Here is a 23554-nt window from a genome sequence, read left to right as displayed (position 1 = left end):
ATCGAAATCTCAACGGCACCGGGTCGCCCCAGGATTACAATATTGCGTTGTCATTCCTAAAATAAAGAGACCCATGAAGAACATCCTCGCTCCTCTCATGCTGTTCGCGGCCGTTGGCGCCGCGCAGGCCGAACCGGCCGACGTCGCGCAGCTCAAGGCCATGGCCAAGCGCTTCGCCCCTGTCGAGCTGCGTGCCGACACCTCGACGCTGTCGAAAGGCGACCGCGCCGCGATCGTCAAGCTGATCGAAGCCGCGAAGATCATCGACACCCTGCAATTGCGCCAGCGCTGGTCCGGCAACGAAGCCCTGTGGGCCGCCCTGCAAAAGGACACCACGGAACTCGGCCGCGCACGCCAGAACGCCTTCTGGCTGAACAAGGGCCCGTGGTCCGGTCTCGACGACAACCAGTCCTTCATGCCGCTTGAGTACGCCGGCATCAAGATCCCGGCCAAGAAGCCGGCAGGCGCCAACTTCTATCCGGAGAACGCTTCCAAGACCGCGCTGGAAACCTGGATGAACGCACTCCCGGCCGCCCAGAAATCCGACGCCCAGTGGTACTTCACCGTGATCCGCACCGGCCCCGACGGCATGTTCAAGACCGTGAAGTATTCAAGCGAATACCGCGCTGACCTCGAGAAGCTGGCCACGCTGCTGCGCGACGCCGCCGCCTCCACCGACAACGCCTCGCTCAAGACATTCCTGAACTTGCGGGCCGACGCTTTCCTCAGCAACGACTACCTGGCCTCGGATTTCGCCTGGATGGACCTGGATTCGCCGGTCGACATCACGATCGGCCCGTACGAGACCTATAACGACGAACTGTTCGGCTACAAAGCCGCTTTCGAGGCCTATGTCAGCATCCGCGACCAGAAGGAAACGCAGAAGCTGAACTTCTTCGGCAAGCACCTGCAGGAGCTGGAAAACAACCTCCCGGTCGACAAGCAGTACCGCAACCCGAAGGTCGGCGCGATTGCCCCGATGGTGGTGGTCAACCAGGTGTATGGCGCCGGCGACGGCAACATGGGTGTGCAGACCGCCGCCTACAACCTGCCGAACGACGAGCGCGTGATCCGCGAGCGCGGCTCCAAGCGCGTGATGCTCAAGAACGTGCAGGAAGCGAAATTCAAGTCGACCCTGCAGCCGATCTCGAAACTGGTGCTGCGCCCCGCCGACCAGAAGGACCTCGATTTCGATTCCTTCTTCACCCACATCCTGGCGCACGAGATCATGCACGGCCTGGGCCCGCACCGCACGCAAAAGGACGGCAAGGAGTCGACCCCGCGCCAGGACCTGAAGGACACCTATTCGACCATCGAGGAAGCCAAGGCCGACATCAGCGGCCTGTGGGCGCTGGGCTACATGATGGACAAGGGCCTGCTCAAGGACGGACTGGGGCAGGGTGCAGCAAGCAAGCGCAAGCTCTACAACACCTTCCTGGCCTCGAGCTTCCGCACCCTGCACTTCGGCCTGACGTCCTCGCATGCGCGCGGCATGGCGATCCAGGTGAATTACCTGCTCGACAAGGGCGCTTTCGTGGCCAATGGCGACGGCACCTTCTCGGTGGATTTCAAGAAGATCAAGGCGGCCGTGATGGACCTCAACCGCGAGTTCCTGACCATCGAAGCCCTAGGGGACTATGCGCGTGCGAAGGCGATGATGGACAAGTACGTCGTCATCCGTCCGGAAGTGCAGAAGGCGCTCGACCGCCTGAAACCGACCGTGCCGAACGATATCCGCCCGGCCTTCATCACCGCCACAGCGCTGACAAAATAAAGAGCGTCTAACAATTCCCCCGATGGCCGCGTTGCATCGTCTCGCCGTACTAGCGTACTGTCTTCGACAACGCGCCTTGCCCTCGGGGTTTTGTCAGGCGCTCTAGCCTGTGGTCTTTCTGGCAGTATTGTTGGACGCTACGCAACAGTACTGCCGGATTTACCTCACCAGATCTGGTCGCCCGGACAATTGGTACATTCGTCATGATATAGTCGAGATATTGCTTCTGGGAAATTATTGGCGCCTGTGTGCGCCGGTCCTGGTAGTTGACCTCGAGTATGAACATGACAAACAAGCCCCTGACCATTGGCGCTCGCCTGGCTCTCGGCTACGGCGCCTTTTTCCTCCTGATGATCGTCCTGGCGATGCTGGCCGCCGGGCGCGTCACGGAGATCGACCGCGCCCTCAACCACATCAACGACGTTACCAGCGTCAAGCAGCGCTATGCAGTCAACCTGCGCGCGAGCGTGCGCGACCGGGCGATCGCGCTACGCGACGTTGTCCTTGCAGCCGACGCGGCCCGCGCCGCCGCGCCGGTGGGCTTGATCAAGACGCTTGACGATAACTACGCCCGCTCGGCCTCGCCGATGGATGCCCTGTTCCATGAGCTGCCGGATGTCCTGCCGGCCGAAAAAGACGCACTCGCGGCAATCAAGGAACAGGAGCGACGCACCCGGCCGCTGATCGACCGCGTGGTGGCGCTGCACGCCGCCGGGCAGGTGGCGGAAGCACAGGCCCTGCTATCGCAGCAGGCAGCGCCGGCCTTCGTCGACTGGCTTGCCAGCATCAACGGCTTCATCGAGCTGCAGGAAAAGCTGCATAACGAGGATGCGGCCGATGCGCGCCGTCTGGCATCCGGTTTCTCCGGCTGGATGCTGCTGCTGTTCCTGTGTGCGATCGTGACCGGTGCCTTCAGTGCCTGGTATATCGCGCGCGGCCTGCAGCGCCTGTTCGACCGCGATGCCTGCGCGGCGCGCCGGGCCGATCTAGCGGGCGAACCGGCGCCGGAAGGCGCGCCAGGGGACGGCCCGCCGGCGGCGCAGGTGGCCCAGGCGATGGCGGCGATCAATGCCTCGTCAAGGAAGATCGTCGACATCATTGGCGTGGCCGATGCCCTGGCTTTCCAGGCTACCATCCTGGCCCTGAACGCCGCGGTCGCAGCAGCCCGCGCGCACGGTCAGGGCCGGGTTTCCTCCATTGCGGCAACGGAAGTACGCGAGCTTGCGCAGCGCTCGGCGGCTGCGGCAAGGGACATCCGGGAACTGATGCGCAGCTCGGTCGAGCGCGTCGAGGCAGGTGCCCGGCTGGTCGACGAAGCCCGGTCGAGGATGGACGACATCGTCACCTCGTCCCGCCGCGTAAGCGAGCTCATGTGCGAAATCGGCCCCGGCGCCGGACCTGGCGAGCACGTCGGCCAGGCCGATGGCGCCATCGGGCAGATGAACGACACGATCTCGCAGAACGTGGTGCTGGTGCAGCAGGCCACAGCCGCCGCGACCTCGCTCGAGGCAGAGGCCGAGCGCCTGGCGCAGGCGGTGAACGGGTTCCGCAGTGACAGGGCGGAGCGGCCGGAACCCGCCACGTTTTGAGCACCAATGTTTGAACGATAAGGGCTGCTCCGGCAGCCCTTATCCTTTTGGACACAGCGCAATATATACCTGCGAGCAGGGCTTAACCTGAGACTAAAATTGCCGTTAGGAATTTTATCGTCCCTGGGAGAATCATCATGTCCAAGCCCCTGCTGCTCGCCGTCCTGCTGGCTGCCTCCATCCTTGCACCAGCACTCCAGGCCGCCGAGCTGACCGTGCTGGAAAAGCGCTGGCTCAGCGCCGCCGGCCCGGTGCTGGCCTATTCCCAACAAATGAACCTGCCGCTCGACATCACGGTCCAGCCCCGGCCGCGCGCCGGCGACGTGCCGCTGGCGATGGGCTTCGACAAGGGGCGCTGCAAGCTCGTCCTGTCGCTGCGTAACAACCCGGATGCCGAGACCGTGCTGGCCGGGATTCCGGAAGCCGGGCAGGGCGCCCTGATCGAAGCGATGGCGGCGCACGAGATCGCGCACTGCTGGCGCTATGCGCAAGGAGCCTGGCATGCATTGCCGGCAGGCTTCGAGGAAGTGGGGGAGGAAACGGCGTCCGACCGGTCGCTGCTGCAGGCCGCGAAGGCGATGCGCGAAACCCGGCGCGAAGAAGGCTATGCCGACCTGGTCGCCCTGGCCTGGACCCGGCGCAACAACCCCGGCGACTATGCACGGGTCTACCGCTGGCTGGCCGGCGTGCGCGACCGGGTGTCGGTGCCGCGCAGCGGCCACGACACCCGTGCGTGGGTGCGACTGGCTGAAAACGGCGCCCGTTTCGGCGCCGCCGCCGCGCCCTTCGACGATGCCGACGGCCTCTGGCGCGAAGGCTTGCTCGAGGCTGAATAATGGCCGGCGCGCCAGTGCAGGCGCAACAGAAAGTGATGTTTTATCGACAAGTGTACGTTGTCGCACAGATGGTGCCGGGTGGGGGGCGTTTAATGAGTGCTGTCACAACAAACCGAACATAAAGGGACACATCATGAACAAGCTCCTCGCCGCCCTGCTGGCAACCGCCGCCGGCGCCACCATCGCCGCAGCTCCTGCCTTCGCCCAGACTTCCGACAATGCGGCTTACCGCAAGGCGATGCAAAAAGTGGAAGCCAACCACAAGGCAGCCAAACAGAAGTGCGACGCGCTCAAGGATGAGGACGTCTGCGAAGAGCGGGCCGACGTGATGCGCGCCCGCGCCGAACTCGCTGCCGTCACCAAGCATGCCAACACCACGGACAACCGCGACGCGGCCCGCCGCAAGCTGGCCGAGGCCGAGTATGAACTGGCCGAAGAAAAATGCGACACCATGAAAGGCGACGCGAAAGACAGCTGCATGAGCACCGCCAAGTCGGCGCGTACCGCAGCCCTGGCCAACACCAAAGGTGGCCGCGATACCGCCATGGGCCGTAGCGCCGCCGGTGCCACCGCTGGCGCTGCCGCAGCCAACGCCAAGGCCGACACCGATGGCGGCCTGATCGCCGGCACCGACACCAGGGACCCAGTGAAGGCCGCCGCTGTCGATAAATGCGAAAAGCAGGGCAACAAGACCGCCTGCGTCGTTGAAAACGACAGCCGCAAAGTTGCTACCTCGGCCGAGCGCGCCGGCGACAAGACCCGCATGGCAGCTACCGACGCCGGCGATAAAACCCGCATGGCAGCCGCTGACGCCGGCGACCGTACCGAAGCGGCAGCAGCCACTGCCGCCGCCAAGACCGAGCGCGCAGGCGAACGCGGTGTAGCGAACGTGTCCGATGCCATGATCACCACCAAGGTCAAGGCCGGCCTGGTCAAGGCGCCGAACACCAGCGCACTGGCCATCAAGGTCGAGACCGAAAAAGGCGTCGTCATGCTGAGCGGCTTTGCCGAGTCGAAAGCTGAAATCGAGCGCGCGGAGCAAGTCGCCAAGAGCGTTGAAGGCGTGACCCGCGTCAAGAACTCGATCAAGGTCAAGTAATCGCGCAGGCGGGCTGCCTGCCGGCCCGCTCGCCGATACCCGCATTACCGCAGCCCGGACCTTCGCGTCCGGGCTTTTCGTTGACGCGGCACCACCACGAACCGCCGGGCCCGTCTGATACCGGAGGTATAATGCCCTCGTGAACAAACTCGAAGCTTTCGGATACATTGCCGCCCAGGCCGCGCGTGGGGAAATCACCTTTCCCACCAGCGTGAATGCCGTGCTGCGCCTGCAGCTCGCCCTGGAAGATTCCGATTGCCATGTGGAAGAGGCGATCCGGCTCGTGCTGTCCGAACCACAACTAGCGGCCCGTACCGTGGCCATGGCAAATACCGCCGCCTTCGGCGCCGGCGGCGTGCAGGTGACCAATGTGCGCGCCGCCGTGCTGCGCATCGGCTACCGTCGCCTGCGCGGGCTGGTGGCCGCCCTGATGGTGCGCCAGTTCGGCCACCGCATCGCCGACCCGCAGCTGCGCGCCAAGGCAGAACAGCTGTGGGGCCATAGCGCCCACGTGGCGGCGCTGGCCCAGGTGCTGGCGCGCCGCGTCACCAATGTCGATCCCGATACTGCGCTGTTCGCCGGCATCGTGCATGAAGTCGGCGGCTTTTATCTGCTGTCGCGCGCCGACGAGTTTCCCGGCCTGTTAGAGGACGATCCCGAGAACTGGGGGGCGCTGTGCGAAGACGTGGTCAGCGCCGAAGTCATCCGCAAGCTGGCGATCCCGGCCGACGTTGCCGCGGCCATTGCCGCGCTGCGCGACGGCGTCCTGAGTCCTGAGCCGCATACGCTGCTCGATACGCTGCTGCTGGCGAACCGCTATGTGACGGTAGGCTCGCCCCTGGGCGCGGTCGAGGAAGGGCAGGATGCGGGGCCGCTCGACCCCGCCACCGTGCGTGCGCTGCTCGACGAGGCCGCGGAGACGGCCCAGGCGCTGGGCGACGCGACCCTGGTCTGAGCTTCTTCGATCAGCCTCAAGCGAGGGCGCGCGCGCCCACGCGGCCCTGCACCAGCATGCCAAGGGCCAGCGCATTAGCGCCGGTGATAGCGGCTGGTGCTGCCCGGTCTGCTTTCCTGTCGTGATGCCAGGTATGGGCTGGGGATGAACTAGGCCTTCAGGCGCGGCCAGCCGATGCGGCCGTGGCCGGCATTGTCGAGCCGCAGGCGCAGCGCGCCCGCATCCTGGACCGGGAGGCTGAAATCGAACATCACCTCGTCGCCGTGCGCTACCGCGTCAAGAATGGCGCCGGCCGCCTCGAGCTCCCGGCGCACCATGCCCTCGAACGCATAGGGCGCCGTGCAGCGCAAGGGCTGCAGCTGGATGATCGGCACCTTCTGCGCCTGCAGCAAAGCCTGCGCCACGCTGTCCGTATAAGCGCGCACCAGCCCGCCCGCGCCGAGCTTGACGCCGCCGAAATAGCGCACCACCGTGGCCAGTACGCCTTCCAGGTCCTGGTGGCGCAGCACGTCCAGCATCGGGCGGCCCGCCGTGCCGCTGGGCTCGCCATCATCGACCGCCGCCGACTGGCCGCCGGCCAGCAGCGCCCAGCACACATGCGCCGCACCGGGATGCCGGGCGCGCAGGCCGGCGACCACCTGCTGCGCACCGGCCCGGTCGGGCATCGGCTGGACGCAGGCGATGAAGCGGCTCTTCTTGATGACGAGCTCGAAGTGGACGGGGGCAGCGATGGCGTGGGGCATGAAGCGATTATCAAGGGCGTGCCGCGGATATGGCAAGGTCACGGCCAGGCAGTGATTCGCAGGACAAAAACAAAAAAGGCGTCACGATTGCTCATGACGCCTTCATTGCTGAATCTTGGTAGGCCGTGCGGGATTCGAACCTGCGACCAACGGATTAAAAGTCCGCTGCTCTACCAGCTGAGCTAACGACCCAAGGAAGCCAAGATTATAGCGGCGTTTGCGCGAATATCCAAGTGCTTCGTTTCATTGTTGTGAAAATTCGCGTGATTTGCCTTGGCTTTTCGCTCAGGTCGCAACTTCCTTGTCCTCGGCCTGGACCTCGCGCATCGAGTGCGGTTCAAGTTTTTCCGCTTCCACGTTATGGCGGATGAACAGGCCCCAGGTTGCCAGGATTGCCGCGGCGGCAAGGCCAACCGAGGCCGAATGCAGCAGGAATTCCGGCTTGCTGTGCATGAACTGGAACACCCCGATCAGGCATTCGATCGACAGCGACACCACGACCACGATCAGGAAGCGCGACAGGAAACGGCGCACGCGGGTAGGCGAGCTGATATTGACCGAGCGCTGCACTTCTTCTTCGAGGACCGTCTGACCCAGCTCGAGCGAGGCAACCGCAATCGTCAGCAGGCCAATGCATTCGAGAATAAGTTCAAAGCGGTCGCGGACCTTGACTTCCGAACGGGGATTGAGCGCATCCCAGGTTTCCACCCCAGCCAGGACGATCAGGCCCAGGCCGCAGACGAAGAACAGGCCGACGATCAGCATATAGCCGACAAGGAAAATGTTCTGGATATATTTCACGTCCTGCACCGGTAGATTGAATTGCAATATTGTAACGTTATCCCGCTGGCTACCGCGTTCGCCAGGCCATGCAGCCGCCGTGAAGCAGCAAGTGAATGACACTGCGCAAGAATTGCAATTAAGACTGCTTATATCGTGGTGCCTTCGGCTGCCTCCCGGTGCGGCAAGCCTTCTTCCGATATGGAGTTGTCACGGTCATGGGCATTGCGCTGACGGATCAGATCTTCGCTGCGTTGGCAGAGTTCCGCAGCGCAAGCCGGCTGTACGAGCTCAGGATTGGTGAGGATGACTCCGGTCTGCTGGTCGAAGCTTTCTTCGCCGAGGACGCGTTGCAGGAGGTGGGAACGCGCGACGTGATTGTGCTCTCCACCGACGCCTGCTTTGACATCGAGGCTCTGCTCGGCCAACAGGCAGCGCTGGAGGTAAGCCTGGCCGACGGCAGGCGCGAGCGCTTTGCCGGGGAAATACGCGAAGCCGCCATGCTCGGCAGCGATGGCGGGCTCGCCCGCTACCGGGTGCGCATTGCGTCATGGCTATGGCAGTTGGAGCAGGTACGCAATAGCCGGGTGTGGCAAGACAAGAGCGTGATCGAGATCGTCGACGCCGTGTTCGACGCTTACCTGCCATCCGCACGCTGGCGCTGGAGCGACGAAACGGGATCCTTCATGTCGGACGCGGCACCGCGCAGCTATTGCTGCCAGTACCGGGAATCCGACCTTACCTTCGTACAAAGGTTGCTGGCGGAAGAAGGCCTGTGCTGGCGCGTCGAGCAAACCGAAGAGGGCCCGGGTCTGGTGCTGTTCGCCGACAGCAGCCATCGCGGCGCCGTACCGGAAGACGCCAGTAGCGCAGCGAATGGGGGCATCCGCTTCCATGGCGCGCGGGCGATGGAAGAGTCCGACACCATCCAGGCACTCTCGGCGCAACGGCGCCTGCATGCATCGCTGACGACGGTGATCAGTTACGACTACAAGGCCAGGCAGGTGGTCGGCGCCAGTTCTCCGTCCCACTACCCCGGCGGAAGCAAGCTGCCGAAACTCGAATCCTGCGACGTGCCCGGCCAGTGCGCCTATGCCGATTGGCAGCAGGCGCAGCGCCACGCAGACCTGCAGATGCAGGGGCAGGAAGCACGCGGACAGCTATGGCAGGGCCGCTCGACGGTGCGCACTTTGCGGGCCGGGACGCGGGTAGAGGTCATCGGCGCGCCGCTGCAGCAGTTGGGTGAGTCGGCGGCGTTTACGGTACTGCGCGTGACGAGCATCGGCGTGAACAACATGCCGCCCGCTGCGCAGCACGCGCTGGCGGAGCTGTTTGGGCCGATTCGGGACTTGCTGGAGGATATTGCGCGCGTGGAAGTGTCGTCCGAGCTTGCACTGGCGATTGCCCAGGCCCGCGAGATGGGCTATGCGAATTGTTTCGAGGCTGTTGTTTCTTCGCTGATCTGGCGGCCGTCCCTGGCAGGCAGCGTCGGACACATGGCGTCGAAACCAACTGCCTTCGGCGCGCAGAGCGCGGTTGTCGTTGGCGCGGACGGTAGCGATCAGCCCAGCGGTGCGGACGAGCTGTATTGCGACCGGCTCGGGCGGATTCGGATCCGGTTTCATTGGCAGGATAGCGGGGACGCGACTTGCTGGGTGCGCGTCGCGCAGCGCTCTGCCGGCGGGGGAACGGGGCATCAATTCCTGCCGCGGATTGGCCAGGAAGTCCTGGTGCAATTCCTGGAGGGGGATATCGACCGGCCGATGGTGGTCGGCGCGCTCTACAACGGGCAGGGGGAGGGCGGTGTCTTGCCTACTCCGGGTGGGCGGCGTGACAGCGAGGCAAACTTGTCCTGTTTCAAGCGCGCGCATGATCACGCGACCTCGGGGCAGGGAAATATCGCGGGCGGGAATAGTCCAGTGTGGCATGGCGCGTCGGCCGATAGTGCGGGGCATCGAAATGCGGCGGCGCTGTGGGGGATCCGCAGCAAGGAGTTTGGCGGGGGATATGGGTATTCGCAATTGTTGTTTGATGATACGGATGGGCAGGGAAGGGTGCAGCTGAGGAGTACGTATGCGGGGAGCGAGCTGAACCTGGGGCACTTGATTCACGCTGCCGATAATTATCGCGGGAGCGTGCGGGGGCTTGGTGCGGAACTTCGGACGGATGCGTATGGGGCGGTGCGGGCGGGGGCGGGGTTGCTGGTGTCGAGTTACAAGATCAAACATAGCGCTGCGGCGCGCGACCCCTTCGGTGATAACGCTGCTGGGGTGGCCTTGTTGAAGCACGCGGTGGCCCTGGTAGACGCGTTTAGCTCGGCTGCCAAGACCCATCAAGCCGTGGGTCTGGCGGCTCACTTAGGGGGAGCAAAAGCCAATGAAAGCGTGCTGGACACCCAGGCAGCGCCGCTCAAGGCAATGTCGACGGGCTTGTCGGGAATGAGCATTACCAAAAATCTCGACGCCGCCTTGGCCGATGCTCGTGCGAAGAATACGCAGTCGGGCGAGAACAAGGTTCCGAGCATGACTGACCCTGTTATCGCGATCTCCGCAATGGCAGGATTTGCTGCGAAAGCCGGGCAGAATGTGCAGTTGGCCAATGGCGAAGCCACTGCTCTGATTAGTGGTCAGGATGCACAGTTGGTAGCTGGCGCGCACATGCGGCTTCAATCACACCAAGTTATTGGCGTGCTGGGCGGTGCAGTGAAGCCGGGTGAAACCGGGATTGGGTTGCAAATTATCACGGTCAGAGATGCGATGGACGTCCAATCGCAGGCTGATGAGTTAAATGTAACAGCGAAAAGCGAGTTGAATGTTGTCAGTGTCAGCGCTCGCGTCGACTTCGCAGCTGCTAAGACGGTCAGTCTCACTACGGCGGGAGGTGCAAAAATTACGATTGATGGCGGGAATATAACGTTGCAGTGTCCTGGGAAAATAAAAATGCATGCTGGCAAAAAGAGCTTTCTTAAACCCGCAGAGCTTTCATATCCGCTTCCCGCTTTGCCTACCAGCATATGCGTTGAATGTTTGATTAAAGCGCGCAATGCGGGATCTCCTTTCGTGATGACGTCAGCATGATTACCTGCCTCGATTTTCGCACGATCGCAGAGGAATCAATCGCAGACAATCCAGAATCGAATTTGTATTTTCTAATTGACCACGGTGGCTTACCAGGTCTGCGCAGGAAACTGTCGAAAAGTTCCGTAGCGTGGACGAATCTATTCGCCTGCACCGGCGAAACAGGCGCTTTAGCTGCTGCGCCAATTCTCATTAAGGCTACCGAAAACGGTAGTTTACATATGTCGCGATCGTTCTTTGAATGGTTGGCGAGGAATGGCACTTATTCTTCGACTATCAGCATATTGACGTCGCCGTTGCGAATTGAAGTTATCAAAGAGCGACTGGCGAAGCGCCTTGAGGTCAGACTTTCGGAAAACATTGAGGCGATACTTCGCTTTTTCGATCCTAGAGTAGTAGAGAGCCTTTATACAGTTTTATCTGCTGAGCAAGCGGAAATTTTCTTTAGCCCTGTGGAAAAATGGCGATATGTAAATAGGCTGGGAAAAGTGGTAGAAGTTAATTCAATCTTTAAGTCGAAGGATGATTTTTCAGGGCCCTTGATTCTCAGCCAGCAACAACAGAACATTCTACTTGAGGCATCTGAAGTTGACCAAGTACTAAATTTATTGCGATCCAATATTCCAAGTTTAATGAGCAAACTTTCCTTGCCTGATAAATATTCGGTAGTAAGTAAGAAAATCGAAAATGCAAGAAAATTTGGGATTAATTCCACGTTAAAACTTTCGCTCTACACGACGGTCCTATTATTGGAGGGCGAAGATTTCACTGAAAGCTCGTTATGGGCTGCCTTCCTGAATAAACTCTTGAACGATGATTTTGATTTTTCTGAAATCTTCTCTGCGTCTGATTTAAACGCGATGTGAGGAAACATGAAAATCTTCTTAAATACTAGTTATGCCCGTTCTGTATTAGGAAAGATTCTGATTCCATTTGCACTGGTGGCGTCGCCTGTCACAAGCAAAGCTCAACCGACCGACGACGCTCTCACGAAGGAAACGAGCAACGGAACAGTTTTATTGGGTCTCGTTGGCTTTAACTATACCGATCGCCATATTTCCGAATATAGCGTCGATAGCGCAAGTGGTGGACACATTAACTTAAGTTCGCCTACAAGTGGTGGAAGTGGAGTTACCTGCTGCATTAAAATATCAAAAAAGTACCTGAATCAAATTCAAGTTAAAGTTCGGTGGCAGGTCGATGGATGCAAATTTCTAGAGAAAAATCCACGAACCGGCGCCACGGTCGAAACAAGACGGTTTTATTACAAGGAGGCTGTCGTAAACGTGCAGCCCGTCGTTGGTAGAAAACTCAATCTCCTTGAAACGCACTTTTACCCAGATAGTCAGGTGCGTGTCTACTTAACGGAGCATGGGTCGGATCCAAAATTGGTTTTGGCAGGAAATCGTCCTGATAAATCCCACTTTCCGAGATGCAAAAATGGCGAGATTTCAAGGTAGTACAAAAGTCGGTGATACGAAATCCCCTTCTTTGCGGACAACAGAATCCGGGCTAAGGTCAGGTGTTGATCAGGCCGCGCAATTTGCCGCGAATCAGCCAGGATATATTCAAACGCCGTCTTTGCTCAGCAATTGTTTGCCCGCATTAAGGTCTGCGAACAAGCAGAAAAGTTCGGGCACGACATGTAAGCAGAATCTTTGGCTATCTTTCTTTTTTGATGGCACCGGTAATAACCGCGAGTTTGATATTGAACTGTCAAAGCACAGTAACATTGCTAGGTTATACCGCGCTCACAAGCCAAAAAGTCAAATAGAAGGAATACTTTCTGTATACATTCAGGGGGTTGGAACATATTTCCCGGAAATCGGTGATGACGGCGGCAGCAGGTTAGGGCTTGGTTTCGGATCAATGGGTGAAGAGCGTTTAAATTTTGCCATTAAACAATTTGATCAATTTTTGGAGCTACCGTTAGCACAGGCGAAGGCGCATGCGAATGCGATTCAGGAAATTAATATTGCTGTATTTGGCTTTAGTCGTGGCGCTGCTCTTTCACGGGCATTCATCAATATGATAATGAAGGAGCGTTGTGAACTTCGCGGCCGGGCATGGGTTCTCAAGACAGGAACATGCCCTGTTCGATTTCGTTTTCTGGGTCTGTTCGACACTGTGGCCTCAGTGGGTCTTCCGATGAGCTCTAATATCACCGGAGTATTTGAATCATACAGTGACGATGTAGCAGGAATAATTAAAAACCGCCTGAAAGATTATCACCTGTCGCGTCCTAAACGATTGGCATTTGTCGCCGGCGCGACTCCTGGTGCCGACCCCTCGCCCGGCCCGGCAGATGGTCACAACGATTGGGGTGGCAGATTGGCGATTCATGATACGGTAGAGGAAGTGCGGCATTTCATTGCTGCGCATGAAATCAGAAACTCGTTTCCATTAGATAGTGTAAGCACGATAGCCCAGGATCGGATATCGAAACCTGGACATTTCTATGAGACAGTATATCCTGGTGCACATTCAGACGTTGGCGGAGGATATGCGCCCGGAGAGGGAGGGAAGAGTCTCTTATCCGTAGAAACCCTGAATCTAATTCCGCTGCGTGACATGTATGATTGTGCAGTACGAAGTGGAGTACCAATGTTAGTTGAGTGGACAGCGGATAATAACTCTGATTTTAAGACGGATGCAGCACTGTGTGCCACTTACAATTACTACTTAAAAGCTGTAGGCTCCATTGCAAATTTAGGTGATGGACTTAATAAGCATATGGCTTTGTATTATGCTTGGCGTTTCAGGTCCATAAGAATAAAATCGAACGGTAGTGACGTGGAAGCAGAAATCATCCGATTGCAAGATAGCAGGTTTAGGAAGCATGAAGCTATACTTGCTAAGGAAGTGAATAGCTTTGAGAAAAAGGAAAGCTTAGCTAAGCTAACCTTGAATGGATTGGGGGTGGCGCAAGAAATGCAATCTGAGGATCCAGGAACTAACATCGCACAGAAAAATTTTTCGGTAAGTAATGTCAGTGTAGATAAGGCACGTGAAAGGTATCAGATTTCTCATGGCGAACGCCTCAGGGCTAAAGCCAGGAGGGACTCCGTTCCAAATATGAAGAATTATCAGGCGATGGTAAATTTATATGATCGTCAGCTATTGGAAGACGTTTTATCCATACGAACTGCTATCGGAACACCTTCCAGTGGCGCCAAACGTAGTAACCTTCGGCCACATTATAAATTGTTGCTCGAGGCTTATGAAAATGAATTTGAGAAAAACAATGGCTTAAAAGATGAAAAAATCATTAGCTTCTTCGATAATTATGTTCACGATTCTTTAGCAGGATTTGCCAAAGATGCAACACTTCCATCCGATCCGCGTGTCGTTTATTTGGGAGGGGACGAAAAGTATAAATATGCGAGTTTGGAGAACAATGACACGCTACGGACTGATCGTGATATTAGAATGGCTTAATCAATGAATTTTCTGTTAACTGATAGCTAATTGTGTTCAGAATAGATGAAGGCGATATAGGGTATTTGCGCTAAGCAAGAGCACATCTCCCTTGGCCTTGCCAAACAAAAAAGGCGCTACGATCACTCGTAACGCCTTTTTGGCTAATGCTGAATTCGTGGTAGGCCGTGCGGGATTCGAACCTGCGACCAACGGATTAAAAGTCCGCTGCTCTACCAGCTGAGCTAACGACCCGAAAGAGGCAGCATTATAGCCGGGCGTTCCGGTTTGCGCCAGTGCCGGTTGTACAACTCAAGCCGACGCCAGCGCCGCCGTCACCTTCAGCACTTCATCCACCGTCGTCACGCCCTCGACCACCTTCATCGCTCCCGCGATCCGCAACGGCTTCATCCCATCCGCCACACTCTGCTGGCGCAGCTTCTGGATATCTCCCGATTCACGCACGATGCGCGCGAACCCTTCGCTGACGCTCAAGAGTTCATAGATACCGACCCGGCCGCGATACCCGGTCTGGCGGCACTCCGGGCACCCGATCGGCCGATACACGCTAGCAGGCTTCGGAATATTCCACATCCCGCCAATGCCCTGCCACACTTCATCACTGATCTCGCCCCCAGGCGTCTTGCAGTCAGGGCAGAGGGTGCGCACAAGCCGCTGCGCCATCACGCCAATCAAGGTCGCTTCCAGCAGATAATCCGGCACGCCCAGTTCGAGCAGACGCACCACCGCAGCCGGCGCGTCGTTCGTATGCAGCGTCGAAAACACCAGGTGCCCGGTTAGCGCCGCCTGGATCGCCATCTCGGCCGTCTGCAAATCGCGAATCTCGCCCACCATGATGATGTCCGGATCCTGCCGCATCAGCGCGCGCACGCCGTCGGCAAACGACAGGTCGATCCCCGGCTGTACCTGCATCTGGTTAAACGCGGCTTCAACCATCTCGATTGGATCTTCGACTGTGCAGACGTTCACCTCGCTCGTCGCCAGCGCCTTGAGCGTCGTGTACAGCGTGGTGGTCTTGCCTGACCCGGTCGGCCCGGTGACAAGAATGATCCCATGTGGACGGCTGGTCAGCGCATCCCAGCGCTGCGCATCCTCAGGCAGAAATCCCAACTCCGGCAAGGTCTTGACCACGACTTCCGGATCGAAAATCCGCATCACCAGCTTTTCGCCAAATGCCGTCGGCAGCGTCGAAAGACGCAATTCGACTTCCTGGCCGCCGGCGGTGCGTGTCTTGATGCGTCCATCCTGCGGCCGGCGCTTTTCGATGACATCCATGCGGCCCAGCAGCTTGATCCGCGCCGTCATCGCAATCATGACCACGGCCGGCACCTGGTAGACCTGGTGCAGCACGCCGTCGATGCGGAAGCGGATGACTGCAAACTCGCGCTTCGGCTCCAGGTGGATATCCGATGCGCGCTGCTCGAACGCATAACTCCACAGCCAGTCGACGATATTGACGATGTGCTGGTCGTTGGCATCGAACTGCTTGTTCGATTTACCTAGTTCGACCAGCTGCTCGAAGTTGTTCCGCATCGCCAGGTCTTGCCCGGTGTGGCGGTTGGCATCGCGGATCGTCTTGGCCAGGCTGAAGAACTGCGAAATGTACTGGGAAATATCGAGGGGGTTGGCCAGCACCAGTTCGATCTTGCGGCGCGAGACCTTGGCGATTTCCGCTTCCCATTCGATATTCGCTGGGTCGGCCGTTGCCACGACCAGGGTGGAGCCGCTCATTTCCACCGGAAGGATATTGAAGCGCGCCGCATAGCTGGCCGACATCACATCCGCCACCTTGGTGAAGTCGATTTTCAGCGGGTCAATGCGAATAAAGGGCAGGCCGACCTTGGTCGCGCACCATTCAGTAAGCGCGTCGAGCGTCAGGAGGCGGTGCGGCGGCTGGGCCGACACCAGCTTGCACTGGGCTGCGGCGGTGAGCGGATGCATGGAGCCGACGGCATTCTTCAGGATGCCCTGTGCCTGGGCGAACTGTGCCTTGACGTCTTCCTTGGTGACGATGCCGTCCGCCAGCAGCCACGAGAAGATGGACTGCAGGTCGAGCGCCCGCAGGCGCGGCGCCTTGGCGGTCGGTGGGGCGGCATGCGTATTCACGGTCGGCTCCCGGTGGAAAACGTTCAGTCGGCGGCGAAGATGCCCTTGACCCAGGACTTGGCCGGCAGCTTGGTGGCGGCCATGATCTGCGCGGCCCGGGCAGCCAGGGCATCCTGGCCAAGGGGAGGGCGGTCGCGGAAGCACAGTGCCACGACATTGCCGTCATGGACTTCCGGCAGGCAGATCACGTGGTCGAACGCGAACTTCATGGCCTTGATGTTCTTGGCAAAACTCGGATGGTCGCCGAACAGGTTGACCGTCATGATGCCGCCTTCAGCCAGGCAATCGTTGCAGGCCTGGTAGAACTCGGGCGTATCGAGCACGGGTCCGCGCGCGGTGGCGTCGTACAGGTCGCATTGCAGGACGTCGAAGGCGCCATGGTTGGCTGGATCGTGCACGAAGTCCATGGCGTCGGCCATCAAGACCGACAGCCGCTCGTCGTTCTCCGGCAGCTTGAACATCGATGCGCAGATGCCGATCACCGATTCATTGAGCTCGACGGCAGTCACGGACGCTTGCGGGAACTGGCGGTAGCAGAATTTGGTCAAGGTACCAGCACCCAGTCCCAACTGCGCGATTGCGCGCGGCGATTCGATGAACAGCATCCAGGCCATCATCTGCTGCGCGTACTCGAGCTCAGGCCAGTCGGGTTTGCGCAGGCGCATGGCGCCTTGCACCCATTCGGTGCCGAAATGCAGGTAGCGGACGCCGTCCTGTTCGGACAAGGTGACGGGAGCGAACTTGGGCTTGCGCGTCGTGCGGCGCGAGGATTCGGCCTGTTCGATGGATTTGCGTTTGATGAGCATAGGGCGACCTGGTTGAATCGCCCTATTATCGGGGGAGGGGTTCCCGCAGCGCAAGCACGGAAACCCCGGGGGAGGCATTCAAGGCCGGCACGGGCGCCGGCTACCGATCAATACGCGTCGAGCGGCTGGACCGAGACGAGCAGGCGCACGCGGTTGCCCGGGTCGCGGCTCATCACCGAGGTATAGGTCTGGCCGCGGTATTCATAGGTCACTTCGTAGCCGTTGGTGCGCGACTCGTAGGCTTCCACGTTGCGGCACTGGCGCACGGCCTGTTCCTGCACGCCTTGCGGCCGGTTGTTGTTTTCCGCGCGGTCGCCGACCATCGCGCCGGCAATGGCGCCTGCCGCGGTGGCAGCCACGCGGCCGCTGCCGCTGCCGACCTGGTTACCCAGCAGGCCGCCGACGATACCGCCGACGATCCCGCCGCCGGCGCCGCGTTCCTGCTGGACCGGCACCTGGACGTAATCGGTGCGGCATTCCTGGCGCGGCATGCGGATCTGTTCTACGCGCGGCTGCACACGCACCACGCGGCCGAAGTCTTCGAAATCGGCGGCCTGGGCCAGCGGCAGCGCGGCAAGGCCCGTGGCGGCAATCATCAGTTTGGCTTGGATGTTCATGTTTTACCTCGTAGTGGGAGTGGTCTAGCCCGGCGGATGGAAAGCGGCCGGACTTTCATACTTCATATGGTAATCCCGCTGGAAGGAAGCATCCGATCCCCGTGGCAACAAAATGTAACAGCGGCGCAAGCCTACCGAACCCGCCGCCAGAGTGGCAGGGCTGCCGGAGCAGGGCGTACAGGGCGGTATCGGCGCCAACCAATTCTTACAAAGTCGATTCCTGAAATCACATTTGGGTTGCTTCCAATACCACAAAACGTTACCCTTACACAAATCAGGGACTTTTATTGGCGTTTGGAAACGAAAGTAGAGAGAACAGCGACGCATGCCAACCGTCGCGGCGTGGCGCCTGGCGATCATGCTACCGACCTGGTCAACTTGAGGAAAAAATGAGTTTGTTGATGAGAGTGCCGCCCAATCTTGTGCAATCGATCCGCGCCTTCCGCGTCGTCGAGCTGCAGCAGGAGGCTGCGCGCCTGGGTCAGCACTTCCTGTATGCGCATTGCGCCAATACCTTGACCAAGCAACAGGTCTGCTCACGCATCGGCGAAAACTTTTATTTCCCCAAACCCTGCAGCAAGAATTTCGATGCATTGCGCAAGTGCCTGACCGAGACGGTCGCCGAAGCCGGTCCCCAGCCGGGCTTCCTTGTGGTGCTGGAGCAACTGCCGAGCGCCCAGAAATTCGACAAGGAAGCGCGCGAAAACCTGCTCGACGTCTTCCGCGATGCGGCCGAGTTCTGGGCCGAAAAGAAGGTTCCCTTCAGAGTATTCTACTCTTTCGCTATCCCTGCGTAAGAATCGGACCATCCCCTGCTTGCCGCGGTCGCCCCCGTGCCTTACGGTACAATGCGGGGTATGAAAAATATTGTAATCCTCATTTCCGGCCGCGGCAGCAACATGGAAGCGGTCGTGCGCGCAGCGGAAGACGAAGGGTGGCCGGCCCGTATTGCAGCAGTAATCAGCAATAAACCGGAAGCAAAAGGCCTGGAATTTGCCCAGTCCCGCGGTATCCCGACGGCTGTCGTGGCTAATAAAGATTTCGCCAGCCGCGCCGAGTTCGATGCGGCGCTGCAGGAAACGATCGATCGCTTCGCTCCCGACCTCGTGGTGCTCGCCGGCTTCATGCGCATCCTGACTGCGCCTTTCGTGGCGCATTACGAAGGGCGCATGCTGAACATCCATCCGTCGCTGCTGCCGCTGTTCCCGGGGCTGGGCACGCACCAGCAGGCACTCGATGCCGGTGAAACCGAGCATGGCGCGACCGTCCATTTTGTCACGGCCGAGCTCGATCATGGCCCGGTGGTGGCGCAGGCACGCGTGCCGGTGCTGCCGGGTGACACCGAAGACACGCTGTCCGCCCGCGTGCTCGTCGAGGAACACAAATTGTATCCCCATGCAGTGCGCCTGTTCGTCGCAGACAGGCTCCGTATGATTAACGGCGAAGTGCGCATTCTCGACGACGCGCCCGCCGAAACCACAAGCATTTAACCAAGGAAATTCATGAGATTGCCACCAGCAATCCTCGGCAATACGGAAGAAGTATTGCGCGAGGTCCTGCGCTTTATGTCGCCGGCCGACGTCACCCTGTCGCGTTACTTCAAGGACCACCCGCGTTTCGGTGGCCGCGAGCGCGGCGTCATTGCCGAAGCCGTCTATGCGGTGCTGCGTAATAAATCCTTCTTTACCGATTTCGCCGGCGCCGGCAACACCCCGTCGATGCGCAAGCTGGCCCTGCTGGGCCTGGCTGAAACCGCGGGCATTGACGCCCTTGGCGGCTTGAGCGAAGACGAGACGCATTTCCTCACCCGCATCAAGGAAGTCGACCGCACCTTGTTGCCGCCACAGATGCAGGCCAACCTGCCGACCTGGCTGTACGACAAGTTTGTCGCCCAATATGGCGAGAAGGAAACGCTAGAACTGGCCGCCGCGCTCAACATCCCGGCGCCGCTCGACCTGCGCGTGAATTCGATCAAGGCGAACCGCGACGAGGTCATGGCCGAACTGGCCAAGGCGCCAATCGCCGCCGAACCGATGCCTTACGCTCCGCTGGGCCTGCGCGTGCTGAAAAAGCCTGCGCTGCAGAACCTGCCGCTGTTCAAGGACGGCGCCATCGAAGTGCAGGACGAGGGCAGCCAGGTGCTGTCCCAGATCGTCGGCGCGCGGCGCGGCGAAATGGTGGTGGACTTCTGCGCGGGCGCCGGCGGCAAGACGCTGGCACTGGGCGCGACCATGCGCAATACCGGCCGCCTGTACGCCTTCGACGTGTCCGAGAAGCGCCTGGCCAAGCTGAAACCGCGCATGGCGCGCAGCGGGCTGTCGAACGTGCATCCGGTGCTGATCGCGCACGAGCGCGACGCCAAGATCAAGCGCCTGGCGGGCAAGATCGACCGCGTGCTGGTCGACGCACCGTGCAGCGGCATGGGCACCCTGCGCCGCAATCCGGACGTGAAGTGGCGCCAGCGCCCTGAAGCCATCGGCGAGATGCAGGAAAAGCAGGCCGCGATCCTGGACGGCGCGGCGCGCCTGCTCAAGGGCGGCGGCCGCCTTGTGTATGCGACCTGCAGTCTGCTGGACGAAGAAAACGACTTCATCGTCGAGCAATTCCTGGGCAGCCATCCGGACTTCGAACTGGTCCCGATGAGCAAGGTGCTGGCCGAGCAGAAGATCCCGCTCGAGATGGGCGATTATCTCAAGATGCTGCCGCACAAGCACCAGACCGACGGCTTCTTCGCCGCCGTGCTGGAACGCAAGGCCAAGGCCAAGGCGGCGCCGGTGGAAGCGGCGGCCGAGGCCGACGCAGGCGAGGCTGCCGACGAGGCATCCGGCAATACCAACGCCTGAGGCCGCGGGCATGCCGCTCCAGCAATTGCTGGCCGACCTGCTCGGCGACATCCCCAAGCCTGCCATCCTGTGGCAGGCGCTTGCCATTATCCTGTGCGTGGCGGCCGGCTGGGGCCTGGCGCGGCTGATCCACCGCTCGTGGTTGCAGAATCACCAGCACACGGGCCTGATCGGCCTGGGGATGGGCAGCTTTAACCGCGTGCTGTCTCCGCTCCTGATGCTTGGCTTCCTGATGGTCACGCGCGCAGCGATGGCGGGTTACCAGAGCGTGCACCTGCTCGACATCGCAGTGCCGCTGGCCTCGTCGCTGGCGGTCATCCGCACTTTCTTCTACCTGCTGCGGCGCGTGTTCGCACGGCACGGGCAGCTGGGTGAGGCGCTGCAAACCTTCGAAAAAATCTTCGCACTGATCGTCTGGTTCGGCGTGGCGCTGCATATCACGGGCGTGCTGCCGGATGTGATCCGCTTCTTCGAGAGAAAATATTTGCCAATTGGCAAATATGAACTCAAGCTGTCGGACCTGGTCGAAGGCACTGTATCGATCGTAGTGCTGATGATGCTGGCCCTGTGGGCGGGCGCCGCGCTGGAAGAGCGCCTGATGCGGGTCGACCGCATGCACAGCTCGCTGAAAGTCGTACTGGCGCGCATGAGCCGCGCCGTGCTGATTCTTGTGGCGGTGCTGTTCAGCCTGTCTCTTGCCGGGCTCGACCTGACCGTGCTGTCGGTGTTCGGCGGCGCCCTCGGCGTCGGCTTGGGCTTGGGCATGCAGCGTATCGCCAGCAATTACGTGTCCGGTTTCATCATCCTGCTGGAACGTAGCCTGACCATCGGCGACCCGATTACCATCGATAAATACTCCGGCAAGGTGGCGCGCATCAATACGCGCTACACCGTACTGCGCGGTGCGGACGGCACCCAGACCCTGTTGCCGAACGAGATGCTGATCACCGGCGTGGTGCTGAACCAGTCGGCCTTCAACCGCAACGTGCGCGCGGTCACCAGGCTGACCGTATCCTATGACAGCGATCTATCCAGCGTCATGCCGCTGTTGCAACTACAGCCGCAAGGCGTCGCCCGGGTGCTCGAAGAGCCGGCGCCGGACGTCCTGCTCAATGCCTTCGGGGCCGACGGCTACGAGCTGGAAATCGGCTTCTGGCTGGGCGATCCGGAAAACGGGCAGGGCGGTCCGATTTCCGACGTCAACCGGAAAATCTATGCACTTGTGCAAGCAGGCACGATAAAACTTGGTCATCCGTCCATAGATACCCGCTTACTCGATGCGCATATCACATCGGTTGTGGCGCGAAGCCCGGTTTAACGTGAATTAAGGCACGCACGCGTGCCGTGCGTCATTAGAACCGCGTAAAATGCACAGTTGTAGGCTGCCGCGTCAAGGTAGCTCAGGCTATACTTTTGGAGACTCAATGAATTTCTTTAGTAGCGAACCCGTGCAAGCCGTGCTGCAGTTCCTGTCTACCGGTCTGCTTGATTTCACCGGATGGCAAGTGTTCTTTGCCACGCTGGGGCTGACGCACATCACGATCGCCGCTGTGACGATCTACCTGCATCGTCACCAGGCGCACCGCGCGCTGGAACTGCACGCGATCCCGAGCCATTTCTTCCGCTTCTGGCTGTGGCTGACCACCGGCCAGGTCACCAAGGAGTGGGCGTCGATCCACCGCAAGCACCACGCCAAGTGCGATACCGAAGAAGACCCGCACAGCCCGCAGACGCGCGGCATCCGCAAGGTGCTGTTCGAAGGTGCCGAGCTGTACCGCGCCGAGAGCAAGGTCAAGGAAACCATGGACAAGTATGGCCACGGTACGCCGGACGACTGGATCGAACGCAACCTGTATACCAAGCACAGCGCCATGGGCGTCGTGCTGATGCTGTTCATTAACGTCGCGCTGTTCGGCATCGTTGGCATTTCGGTCTGGGCCGTGCAGATGATGTGGATCCCGATTACCGCCGCTGGCATCATCAACGGCATCGGCCACTATTGGGGCTACCGCAACTACGATTGCAGCGATGCGGCGACCAACATCATCCCGTTCGGCATCCTGATCGGTGGCGAAGAGCTGCACAATAACCACCACACCTTTGCCACGTCGGCCAAGCTGTCGAGCAAGTGGTACGAGTTCGACCTGGGCTGGGGCTATATCCGCATCCTGGAAACGCTGCGCCTGGCCAAGGTGAAGAAGGTTGCGCCGAAGCCGGAGTTCGCCAAGGACAAGCTGGTGGCCGACCTCGACACCCTGCAGTCGGTGATCGCGAATCGTTACGACGTGATGGCGAAATATGCCCTGTCGGTGCGCCATGCCTTCCGCGAGGAATTCGAGCACCTGAAGCACAAGGCCGAGCTGGAAACCCGCTTCCTGAAGAGCTCGCGCAAGCTGATGCAGCGCGAGCCGACGAAGCTGGAATCGTCGCAGAAGCAGCAGCTGGTCGAGCTGTTCCAGCACAGCAAGGCACTGGAAACCATGCACCAGATGCGAGTGGAACTGGGCGCGATCTGGGAGCGTTCGCACGCGACCCGCGACCAGTTGCTGCAGCAACTGCAGGACTGGTGCGCACGCGCCGAAGCCTCGGGGATCAAGTCGCTGCAGGAGTTCTCGCTGCGCCTGCGCAGCTACGCATAAGTTCGGCGTCAGGCTGCATACCAAAAAAGCTCCTTCGTGAACTGAACCCCAAAAGTTGGACACCAACTTTTGGGGTTTTTTCATGTCGAAGTACAGTGAGCAATTTAAGCTCGCCATCGTCCAGCAGTACCTTTCCGGCACTGCGGGTTACAAACAGATCGCCCATGAGCATAATCTACCGTACTCAACGGTGAGGAAGTGGGTAGGTCTGCATCGAGCACACGGAACGGACGGTCTAGCAAAGAAGTTCAG

The 23554-nt window shown here is 59.9% G+C and carries 20 protein-coding genes and 2 tRNA genes; 15 read left to right on the top strand and 7 right to left on the bottom strand.

What is annotated here, in order from left to right:
• Positions 1-73 precede the first annotated feature (73 nt).
• The 5 genes from AC56K1_RS04545 (at position 74) to AC56K1_RS04525 (ending at position 6253) form a co-directional block, all read left to right on the top strand.
• Positions 74-1774: a DUF8614 domain-containing protein gene (locus AC56K1_RS04545; protein ID WP_497156660.1), complete on the top strand. Its 1701-nt coding sequence runs from the start codon at positions 74-76 to the stop codon at positions 1772-1774.
• A gap of 284 nt (positions 1775-2058) precedes the next feature.
• Positions 2059-3363 carry a methyl-accepting chemotaxis protein gene (locus AC56K1_RS04540; RefSeq protein ID WP_497156659.1) on the top strand — a complete coding sequence of 435 codons (1305 nt, stop codon included), beginning with the start codon at positions 2059-2061 and terminating at the stop codon, positions 3361-3363.
• 137 nt (positions 3364-3500) lie between these two features.
• Positions 3501-4199 (top strand): hypothetical protein, encoded by a 699-nt coding sequence (locus AC56K1_RS04535; protein WP_497156658.1) that lies wholly within the window; start codon positions 3501-3503, stop codon positions 4197-4199.
• 133 nt (positions 4200-4332) lie between these two features.
• Entirely contained in the window at positions 4333-5298 is a 966-nt protein-coding gene (locus tag AC56K1_RS04530) for a BON domain-containing protein (protein ID WP_497156657.1), read from the top strand.
• Positions 5299-5437: 139 nt separating this feature from the next.
• On the top strand, positions 5438-6253 hold the full coding sequence (locus AC56K1_RS04525; RefSeq protein ID WP_497156656.1) for an HDOD domain-containing protein: 816 nt from the start codon (positions 5438-5440) through the stop codon (positions 6251-6253).
• Positions 6254-6402: 149 nt separating this feature from the next.
• Here the strand turns inward: AC56K1_RS04525 and AC56K1_RS04520 are convergent, their stop codons facing one another.
• From AC56K1_RS04520 to AC56K1_RS04510, 3 genes are all read right to left on the bottom strand, one after another.
• Positions 6403-6996, bottom strand: a complete 594-nt coding sequence (locus AC56K1_RS04520; RefSeq protein ID WP_497156655.1) for an IMPACT family protein — start codon at positions 6994-6996, stop codon at positions 6403-6405.
• Between the two features lie 116 nt (positions 6997-7112).
• A tRNA-Lys gene (locus AC56K1_RS04515) sits at positions 7113-7188 on the bottom strand.
• A 93-nt stretch (positions 7189-7281) separates the two neighbouring features.
• Complete coding sequence (locus AC56K1_RS04510) at positions 7282-7797, bottom strand: hypothetical protein (protein WP_497156654.1); 516 nt, start codon at positions 7795-7797, stop codon at positions 7282-7284.
• 197 nt (positions 7798-7994) lie between these two features.
• On the opposite strand from AC56K1_RS04510, the gene AC56K1_RS04505 reads away from it, so the two are divergent.
• The 4 genes from AC56K1_RS04505 to AC56K1_RS04490 are packed head-to-tail and all read left to right on the top strand — an operon-like array spanning position 7995 to position 14291.
• A complete protein-coding gene (locus tag AC56K1_RS04505) occupies positions 7995-10853 on the top strand; it encodes a type VI secretion system Vgr family protein (RefSeq protein ID WP_497156653.1) in 2859 nt (952 codons plus the stop codon).
• Positions 10850-11719, top strand: coding sequence for a DUF4123 domain-containing protein (locus AC56K1_RS04500; protein WP_497156652.1), 870 nt, complete (start codon positions 10850-10852; stop codon positions 11717-11719). The genes AC56K1_RS04505 and AC56K1_RS04500 overlap by 4 nt, the downstream gene beginning before the upstream one ends.
• 6 nt (positions 11720-11725) lie before the next feature.
• Positions 11726-12313, top strand: coding sequence for a DUF3304 domain-containing protein (locus AC56K1_RS04495; RefSeq protein ID WP_497156651.1), 588 nt, complete (start codon positions 11726-11728; stop codon positions 12311-12313).
• Positions 12294-14291, top strand: a complete 1998-nt coding sequence (locus AC56K1_RS04490) for a T6SS phospholipase effector Tle1-like catalytic domain-containing protein (protein WP_497156650.1) — start codon at positions 12294-12296, stop codon at positions 14289-14291. The genes AC56K1_RS04495 and AC56K1_RS04490 overlap by 20 nt, the downstream gene beginning before the upstream one ends.
• A 158-nt stretch (positions 14292-14449) precedes the next feature.
• Here AC56K1_RS04490 and AC56K1_RS04485 read toward each other — a convergent pair.
• The 4 genes from AC56K1_RS04485 to AC56K1_RS04470 form a co-directional block, all read right to left on the bottom strand.
• Positions 14450-14525, bottom strand: a tRNA-Lys gene (locus tag AC56K1_RS04485).
• Between the two features lie 57 nt (positions 14526-14582).
• On the bottom strand, positions 14583-16397 hold the full coding sequence (gene tfpB / locus AC56K1_RS04480; RefSeq protein WP_497156649.1) for a type IV pilus assembly ATPase TfpB: 1815 nt from the start codon (positions 16395-16397) through the stop codon (positions 14583-14585).
• A 23-nt stretch (positions 16398-16420) separates the two neighbouring features.
• On the bottom strand, positions 16421-17203 hold the full coding sequence (locus tag AC56K1_RS04475) for a spermine/spermidine synthase domain-containing protein (RefSeq protein ID WP_497156648.1): 783 nt from the start codon (positions 17201-17203) through the stop codon (positions 16421-16423).
• Positions 17204-17310: 107 nt separating this feature from the next.
• The gene (locus tag AC56K1_RS04470; protein WP_497156647.1) at positions 17311-17820 is read right to left on the bottom strand and encodes a glycine zipper 2TM domain-containing protein; all 510 of its coding nucleotides are present in this window, start codon (positions 17818-17820) and stop codon (positions 17311-17313) included.
• Positions 17821-18209: 389 nt separating this feature from the next.
• On the opposite strand from AC56K1_RS04470, the gene AC56K1_RS04465 reads away from it, so the two are divergent.
• From AC56K1_RS04465 to AC56K1_RS04440, 6 genes are all read left to right on the top strand, one after another.
• The gene (locus AC56K1_RS04465; protein WP_497133259.1) at positions 18210-18617 is read left to right on the top strand and encodes a barstar family protein; all 408 of its coding nucleotides are present in this window, start codon (positions 18210-18212) and stop codon (positions 18615-18617) included.
• Positions 18618-18677: 60 nt separating this feature from the next.
• The gene (gene purN / locus AC56K1_RS04460) at positions 18678-19310 is read left to right on the top strand and encodes a phosphoribosylglycinamide formyltransferase (protein WP_497156646.1); all 633 of its coding nucleotides are present in this window, start codon (positions 18678-18680) and stop codon (positions 19308-19310) included.
• A 12-nt stretch (positions 19311-19322) separates the two neighbouring features.
• Positions 19323-20663, top strand: coding sequence for an RsmB/NOP family class I SAM-dependent RNA methyltransferase (locus AC56K1_RS04455; protein ID WP_497156645.1), 1341 nt, complete (start codon positions 19323-19325; stop codon positions 20661-20663).
• A 10-nt stretch (positions 20664-20673) separates the two neighbouring features.
• Positions 20674-21981 carry a mechanosensitive ion channel family protein gene (locus AC56K1_RS04450; protein ID WP_497156644.1) on the top strand — a complete coding sequence of 436 codons (1308 nt, stop codon included), beginning with the start codon at positions 20674-20676 and terminating at the stop codon, positions 21979-21981.
• Between the two features lie 106 nt (positions 21982-22087).
• Positions 22088-23302: a DesA family fatty acid desaturase gene (locus AC56K1_RS04445; RefSeq protein WP_497156643.1), complete on the top strand. Its 1215-nt coding sequence runs from the start codon at positions 22088-22090 to the stop codon at positions 23300-23302.
• An 82-nt stretch (positions 23303-23384) separates the two neighbouring features.
• Positions 23385-23554: transposase (locus AC56K1_RS04440; protein ID WP_497157167.1), on the top strand; the 170-nt coding region annotated here is incomplete at its 3' end.

This window comes from Telluria sp. ZB4P37 (genome assembly GCF_059685855.1).
Note: the sequence above shows the minus strand (reverse complement) of the source record. Positions and strands in the feature narration are given on the sequence as shown.